Source organism: Catellatospora bangladeshensis (genome assembly GCF_016862575.1).
Classification (GTDB): Bacteria; Actinomycetota; Actinomycetes; order Mycobacteriales; family Micromonosporaceae; genus Catellatospora; species Catellatospora bangladeshensis.
Genome location: NZ_BONF01000015.1, coordinates 105,488 through 112,975, shown reverse-complemented (window position 1 = coordinate 112,975; position 7,488 = coordinate 105,488). Strand labels below are relative to the sequence as shown.

The window sequence follows — 7,488 nt, the reverse complement described above, 5'->3', positions numbered from 1 at the left end:
TAGTTGTCCTTGTCGGTCCCAGATCCGCACGGTGCGGTCGCTGGAGCCGGTGGCCAAGCGTCCATCGGCGTCGAACGCAACAGCTACAGCCGTAGCAGGCAGGTGGAAGCTCAGCAGTTGCGGCGAAACCACTCCGGTGATGGTGGACGCTTCGTATAGTGCGGCCGCAAGCGTAGCCAATGGTGAGCCGCGCAGTACTGCCAGTGCTTCACCGCCCTGCCCCCAGAACCGTACGCTTTTGTCAGCTGAGCCGGTGGCCAGGCGTCCTTCGGTGTCGAATGCCACCGCCGTGACGTTGTCAGTGTGGCCGGTGAGGCTATGCAGTAGATGTCCTTGTTGGTCCCAGATCCGCACGGTGCGGTCGCTGGAGCCGGTGGCCAGGCGTCCTTCGGTGTCGAATGCCACCGCCAAGACGCTATGGGTGTGGCCCGTGAGGGTGTGTAGTAGCTGTCCCTGCCGGTCCCAGACCCGCACCGTGTCGTCGATCGAGCCGGTGGCCAGGCGCCCGTCGGTGTCGAACGCCACCGACTTGACGTTGTCGGTGTGGCCTTTGAGAATGTGTAGCAGTCGTCCCTGTCGGTCCCATATTCGCGTGGTGCGGTCGTGAGAGCTGGTAGCTAAGCGCCCGTCGGTGGCAAACGCCACCGCCGCGACAACGCCGGTATGGCCCTTGAGGGTGTGCAACAGTTGCCCATGTCGGTCCCAGATCCGCGTGGTGTGGTCGCTGGAGCCGGTGGCCAGGCGCCCGTCGGTGTCGAACGCAACCGCCAAGACGCCGCCGGTATGGCCGGTGAGGGTGCGTAGTAGCCGTCCCTGCCGATCCCAGACGCGCACAGTGCGGTCGAGCGAGCCGGTGGCCAGGCGTCCATCTGTATCGAACGCCACCGCCAAGACGTCGTCGGTGTGGCCGGTCAGGACGTGTAACAGCTGACCCTGCCGGTTACAAACCCGTACGGTGTTGTCATCGAAGCCAATGGCCAGGAGCCCCTCGGGGTCGAACGCCATCGCATGGACATAACCGACTTTTTGCCACGCCAGGACCTCTTCAGCGGGAACGGTGATCTTCAAGGCGTACCGGGCTGCGGATGTGGCGGCCAGTTCGGAGCAGATGGCGTAGGCCATGGCCAGAGCCAGGTGCGGATCGGTGGCCAAGGTAGCCAGGGCGGTGCGGGCCGCAGCGTCGGCGCGGGCCTCGCGCAACTCGCAGTCGCGCTCGACAGCTGCGGTCAAGTACCGCCGGGAGTCCTCGGGTAGGACAAGTCGGCCGAGCGCAGCGTCGAGCTCCCGGAGTCGCCGTCCGTCGACCAGGTAATCCGGGCTGTGTCCGGCATTGCGCCACGCCGCGGCCAAGGCACCGAGCTCGGTCGCGCGGCTGAGCATCACGGCGTGGGCGTCAATGTGTGCACGCATCGCATCCCAGCGGCGTAGTAGCGCCTCGTGGGCGATTTCGTAAACGGGTGTGCCTGCGCGGACATCGCTGGTGATCAGCCGCTGGGTGACGAACGCCTCCACGACGGTACGGGCTCGGCTGTCAAGGTCGGCGGCGGCCACGAGTTGGCGGGTGGGCTTCGCCCCGACCTCGGTCAGCGACACGAACGCCATCAGCACATCCAGGCATTGCCGCAGGGGTAGGGAGGTGTCGGCCACCGCCAGCGCCGCGCGCCGGTTGATGACGTCGAAGACCGTCCCGGCCGTCCGGTAGTGCTCACGGGTGATGTGATGATCACCGCCTCGCCGTGCATACAGGTCAGATAGGTAGCACGACAGTAGCGGCAGCACATCACCGCCCCCGGTGGCGTCCGCGTCGGCCAGGATGTCATCGACCAGGCGCGCGGCCAACGTCGTGTCCGTCTGCTCGGCCGGCTTCTCGATCACCTGCCGCAGCTGGTCGCGGCCCATGACATGGACCATGAACGGGAACGTGAACAGCTCCGCCCCCGGACCCTGCTGGAACACTCCCAAATACTCCGAACGCACCGTGGCCACCACCACCAGCCGTCGGTCAAGCCGCACCAGGCACGCCAGCAACGCCATGAACCGGACACGCTCCTGCTCCGTGTGCAGGGTAGCCAGCTCCTCCAACTGATCGACCACCACCAGCAAGGCGTCTGCAGACCCACGTAGTCGTGCCAGCCGCGCCAGCACGGGCCCCAGCGCCAGATCGTCAGCCCCAACCTTGGGCTGCTCGGACACCCGGCTGGCAGCCGCGCCGAGGCCAACATCCAGCGCAGCAGCCAGTGCGCTCAGGCCGTCAGAACCTGGGCTGACATCGGTCAGGACCTTCCACCGGTTGCGATCCAGCTGCGGCAAGAGCCCGCCCAGGACCAGCGACGATTTGCCGGCCCCAGACGGCCCCACCACCGGCACGAACCTCAGCCGCAGCTCCGACGTTGTCGCCACTCGCTCCACCAGGGCACTGCGCTCCTGGTCTCGGCCGGCGAACACACCCGCCCGCTCCTGCCGGTATGCAGACAGGCCAGGATATGGGTTGTCATCACCACCAACGCCGTCCCAGCGGGGCACAGCCCTCACCCGACCCCATCGCTCCCGCGCCCACGCCACGCCCAAGCCGGCCAGCAGCAGCACGCCAAGCAGCCAGGCGTAGGCCACCACCGGCTGCAACCAGTGCGGCCAGCCAGCAGCCTGCCCCGTGGCCAGGTTCGTGACTACGCCTACCGCGACCGCGTACACCGTGGTCTTGTAGTCGAAGCGCTGCTTCTCGCGCCGTCTGACCGCCACAACACCTCACCAACAATCGCCGGAACAACGCCCGTGAAGCCGTAATGGACAGCTGTCATTTCAGCACCCCCGCACAGGCTGGCACCGTCAGCCGATCAGACGCACCCAAGCGACGCGTGTTATTCGAGGAACATGTGCGGCCTTTGGCCTGGCCGCGAAGGTTACGGTGCGACTACCCGTCCGTGGGTACGGGTGGGTCAGGCAGTTGAGACCCGCTCATAGCGACCCGACCGACCGCGAGATGGGATGGGGCACCAGCAGATCGGGCGCGACTACCGTCGGAAGTCCGTCCAGCCATTCGGTGAGTTCCTCGGGACGTCGAGGAACGAAGGTCCTGATCGCGCGCATTCCTTCGAACTTTGCAGGGACGCCCGCATAGCCTTGTCGGGGAACACCGCCTCGCATACGTAGGCGACCGATACGGCGTCGATGTCGACGATGTCGTTCGCCGTCAACCGATGCAGCGGATCTTTGTGGTACCTGGTCTTCACGCTGATCGCCACCTGGGTGTGTGGCATCGAACCCATGAACAGTGGCGGTACCAGGCGTCGTGGCGATCGGCGGATCAGCAGCCAGCGGGTGAACCCGTGGTCGGCGGTGCCGGTATCGGGCAGCGTGGCCACGGCCCAGTCGTACAGGCGCGGGCACTTGGCGCGCTCGCCGCAGCTGCGTCGCTTCCACGTCGCGACCGGGGCGAGGCCGGCGAGGGCGTCGGCGCGGGCGCTGCCACCCTCGGTGGGGATCTTCTGGTTGCAGGCCACGGCCAGCACATAGGCCATACGCCGGCCCTGGAACCAGAGCCGGAACTTGCCGTCCTTGCCGTACGCCTCGTCGGCGGTCACCCACCGGGCCGGGATCCCGGCCTCCAGAGCGCGGCGCAGCATCGCCAGGCCGAGCGCCGGCTTCGTCGCGCCCCTTCACGCCACCACCGGGGACGCTTCATGACCGCTGTTGGGGATTATGCTGCCGCGTCCGCCGACAGCGGTAGAACTCAGGCATGTCTCTGTAGTCCTGATCCTGTAGTCAGTTTCGACTGGTCTGTCCTGGTTGTCTTCGACAGGCCACGCGCCGCTAGGGCTGGGCACGGCGGAGATCACGCGAGGAATTGACCGGTGCACGAGGCGAGGACTCGCGCGAAGGTCAGGCCGGTGGCGTTCGCGTCGTTCCCGTCGAAACGGTCTGGCTCCGCCTCAGGGAACGCCGCTGTCCACCCACCAGGCACCTCGATGTCGGCACCGGGCACGAGCAGGCGGATTCCGGCCAGGCCATGGGCCGCCCGCATCCGATCGGCGGCATCGGTGTCATCTGGCAGGCCGCGGAGCTGCCCGTCGGAGAGCAACACCAGGTAGACCTCACTGGTCGTGGCGGGCATCTGCGCGACGCTGTGCAGGACGGGCCCGAACTCCGTGCTCGAGCCGTCGACGGCGACTGCGCCAGGCAGCCGTCGCGGGAGGCTGGCTATCGCCGTCGGCCGCAGTCGCGCGCCGCTGCTGCCGGCGAAGTCAAGCACAGCGATCTCGTCGTCTGCCAGCATGTTGCCTCGGGCCCATCGCAGGAACATGTCCAGGGCGGCGTCGCAGGGCGCGGCGAAGTCCTCCATCGAGCCGGAGACGTCGGAAGCGAGGACCAGGCGAATACGGCCTACCCGCGCCCCGACCAGTCGCGCGTTCTCCAGCGTGGCGGGCCGGACCGGCTCGAACGACCCGCGAAGGGCCTGAGGTCCCCCCAGGCCGACCGGCCCGCGTAGCGTCACCGGGCCACGTAACTTCCTCATTGTCGCCTCCAGACTTATCGGCGGGCGCTTGCCTATTCGCTGCGGCTCCCCCGGCGCACGGCCGTCGGGAGCCGCTAGAAGGTCGTGCGCCCACCGACCGGGATCCGTAACTCGTCTATATGTGGACGTGGTTGCCGACTCAGGACTCCGGGCAGACGGCGGGTGGAATCTTCCCGGCGGGGTGAAGGATCACTTCGATACGGCGGTTGAGGGCGGCCGCGGCGGGGTCGTACACACCGCCCGGCCGTTCGGGCACGCGGGGTCGGGTCGAGCCGTAGCCCACGGGGTTGACGGTGGTCGCCGGGGCCAGGTGACGTAGCGCGTCGGCTGCGGCCTCGGCCCTGGCCTGCGACAGGGCCTGCTGCCCGGCCTGCGGGCCGTAGTCTGCCGTGTGGCCGGCGACGGTGGCCACCCACCCGGGGTGCTGGGACAGCTCGCGCGCCGCCGCGGCGAGTTCAAGTTCGGCGCCGGCCGACAGCTGCGAGCTGTCGGGGGCGAACAGGAGACTGCTTGCCAGCCGGTGGCAGGTGCCGCCTGCCGGCAGCGTGACTGTCGCGTTCTCCGGGGCCGGGACGGGGTCCGGGTATGCCCGCGGTGCGGGCGTCGGCTGCGCGGGTGCGCTGGTGCGGGTGTCGATCTGCACCGTGGCCCCGGAGACGCCCAGCAACTCTCGCCACAGGGCTTCCAAGCCGTTTCGGGCGGGCTGGGTGAGGGGCTGGTCGGTCTCGCCCATCCCCGTCCACACGACTGCCACTCCGGTGAGCGTGGGCAGGTTGCCGCTGTTCTTCGCTGCGGCGGCCGCTGCCTTGGCGTCGGCGTCGTAGCCCAGAACCGCAAGGTCCAGCGCGCCGGCGGTGGAGACGCCATCGGAGTTCACCATGATCTCCTCTGGCAGTTGGCGGCCGGCCGCGGCGATGGCAGACAGGATGTCTGAGCCGGTGGCGGTGGGCGCTGTGTCGGGGCCTTGCATCCACTCGTACACGCAGTCCAGGGCGATACGACGGGCGTTGTCGGCGGCAGGGGAGTCGTGTCCTGGGCGGGGGTCCAGAGCGACGGTGCGGACTGTCGTCGGGGTGGCGCCCGAACCGTTGACGGCGATGATCGTCAACACTTGGGACCGCTGCTGTGCCTGCGACAGGTGCTCGCGGACCGCAGGCGGCACGCCCTGGCGGGCCACGGACGCCGTGTGGTCCACGACGAGCACGCTACGACCGGCTCCATCGGGGAGTGCGGCCTCGGCGACCTGTGCGCACTGCTTCGGGGACGGCTGGCCGCTGGGCGCCGCTGTGGCCTGGCCGGCAAGTCCCAGCAGCCCCATGGGCGCCAGCAGCACCGCGAGAATTCTGAGGCGCCAGGACCTGGCGCGGATGCGTTCGCCGGTGGTTGCGCCGGCCGGGGTCGTGTCCATCGAGACCTGCTTTCGTGGCGGAGCGGCAGCCGGGCTGCCCGGTTGCCTCTTCAGCGGATCCCCCATTCGCCTGATCGACCGACTGGCATCGCCGGTCGGCGGCTCAACGGTGCCTGATTGGGGGAAAAGCATGAGCTGCGAAGGCTTGGGGTGGCCGAGCGGCAGCGAGGAGGCAGCAGATGAGCAGAACAGACAAACCGGGCATGGTGGAAGCGTGGCTGAGGAAGCTGATGCAGGACGAAGTCCACTCCCAGCCGCGGGAGGCAACGCAGCCGTCCAACGCCGAGAGCACGGTCATCGAGACGGTCGACGCAAACGCCACGGCGGCTGACTCGGGAGGCAGAGGGCCGCTCGAGGCAGGTGGCCGACGGCTCGTCACGGCCGTCCAAGAAGCCGCGGCCGTCGAGCAGGAAGTGGCGGCGGTTCAAACCGACCCCGGGCGGCAGGCGCGCGACGCCGAGCACGCCAAGCGTGGCGGCGAGAGCCTGAACCGTCCCATCGACCTCGACCGGCCGACGGTGCCGCTGGGATTTCTGATGGTGTGCGAGATCGTACTGTGCCTGGCGGAGTTGAACTTCTGGTTCGAGACGTTCAGCACCGACATCGACCGCTCCGTTCCGGCGCTGGGCCAGCAGCGCATCAGCGCCTTCCTGCTAGCGCTGGCGCTGCCGCTGCTGGGCGTCATGGCCGCGCGCTGGGCCGGTGCGACCGCGCAGCGCGCGCTGCTACACCCCGCGCCGGATGAAAACCAGCGACGCCACCAGCGGATCGGTGCGTCGCTTGCGCTCTCGCTGCTCCTCGGCGTCTGCACTGCGGTCTTCGTGCTGGTCCGATGGCGGTTTACCGCCGGCGTCAGCCTGGGCGGGATCGAGATCCCCGCGACTCCCATGGCCTTGATGTTCGCGGGTTTCATCATCGCCGATGCGCTCGCCCGGGCATTCCTCGTCAGTGAGAAGCAGCGGCAGAGCGCCGACCGCGACCAGGCGTGGCACGCCGACCGTGACCGCGAGCGCACCGCCGCGGCGCGCCGCACGAGCGCCGACGCGGCGTGGGTGCAGGCGTGGCTCGATCTGCGCGGCCAGGTCGACGCGGTCCTCAACGAGGCTAACCTGATGGCCAACGCGGGCGCGGTGCTGATCACGAGCCACCGGGCGATCGACCCGCAGGGTCCGCAGTCGGTGATGGCCGCCGCCGTGACGGCGCGTCCGGTCGGGTCCTCGGGCCTCACGGTGGCGGATGCGTCGATGCCGCAGCTGCTGCAGCTGCCCGCCGGGTCTACCGTGCTGCGGCACGTGGCGTCGGCCGTGAACCTGCTGAACGTATACGCGCCGCCCAGCCTTCTTCCGCAGGCTCAGGTCACCCACCTGACGCGGCTGTACGCCCGCGGTGGGCACACCGCCGCTGCACCGATGGTCGGTGCTGGCGCGAGCGTGCCGGTTGCAGTGCACCCGTGGTCACCGCGTCGGGCGGGACTGTAGGGGCCGCCGTGACGGCCTACGCATCCCGACCTGACCGGCACGCCAGCTCCCAACCCATGGCCAAGTTACAGTGGAAGGGCAAGTAGGAC

Annotated in this window: 4 protein-coding genes and 1 pseudogene; 1 reads left to right on the top strand and 4 read right to left on the bottom strand. The window is 68.9% G+C overall.

All coding sequences use genetic code 11. From position 1 onward, the window contains the following. From Cba03nite_RS14975 to Cba03nite_RS14960, 4 genes and pseudogenes are all read right to left on the bottom strand, one after another. On the bottom strand, positions 1-2,739 hold a 2,739-nt coding region (locus Cba03nite_RS14975), incomplete at its 3' end, for an nSTAND1 domain-containing NTPase (RefSeq protein ID WP_203746204.1). A gap of 272 nt (positions 2,740-3,011) precedes the next feature. Next, positions 3,012-3,638, bottom strand: a pseudogene (locus tag Cba03nite_RS14970) (hypothetical protein); the annotation flags it as partial. Positions 3,639-3,832: 194 nt separating this feature from the next. Continuing rightward, the gene (locus Cba03nite_RS14965; protein ID WP_203746200.1) at positions 3,833-4,513 is read right to left on the bottom strand and encodes a vWA domain-containing protein; all 681 of its coding nucleotides are present in this window, start codon (positions 4,511-4,513) and stop codon (positions 3,833-3,835) included. 139 nt (positions 4,514-4,652) lie between these two features. Next, entirely contained in the window at positions 4,653-5,921 is a 1,269-nt protein-coding gene (locus Cba03nite_RS14960; protein WP_203746199.1) for an OmpA family protein, read from the bottom strand. Positions 5,922-6,100: 179 nt separating this feature from the next. On the opposite strand from Cba03nite_RS14960, the gene Cba03nite_RS14955 reads away from it, so the two are divergent. Continuing rightward, positions 6,101-7,399 carry a hypothetical protein gene (locus tag Cba03nite_RS14955; protein WP_203746198.1) on the top strand — a complete coding sequence of 433 codons (1,299 nt, stop codon included), beginning with the start codon at positions 6,101-6,103 and terminating at the stop codon, positions 7,397-7,399. Positions 7,400-7,488: the final 89 nt, after the last annotated feature.

What these genes read in the sequence shown, in the direction of transcription:
- Cba03nite_RS14965 (WP_203746200.1), bottom strand. Translation starts at nt 4,513, where the DNA reads ATGAGGAAGTTACGTGGCCCGGTGACGCTACGCGGGCCGGTCGGCCTG.
- Cba03nite_RS14960 (WP_203746199.1), bottom strand. Translation starts at nt 5,921, where the DNA reads ATGGACACGACCCCGGCCGGCGCAACCACCGGCGAACGCATCCGCGCC.
- Cba03nite_RS14955 (WP_203746198.1), top strand. Translation starts at nt 6,101, where the DNA reads ATGAGCAGAACAGACAAACCGGGCATGGTGGAAGCGTGGCTGAGGAAG.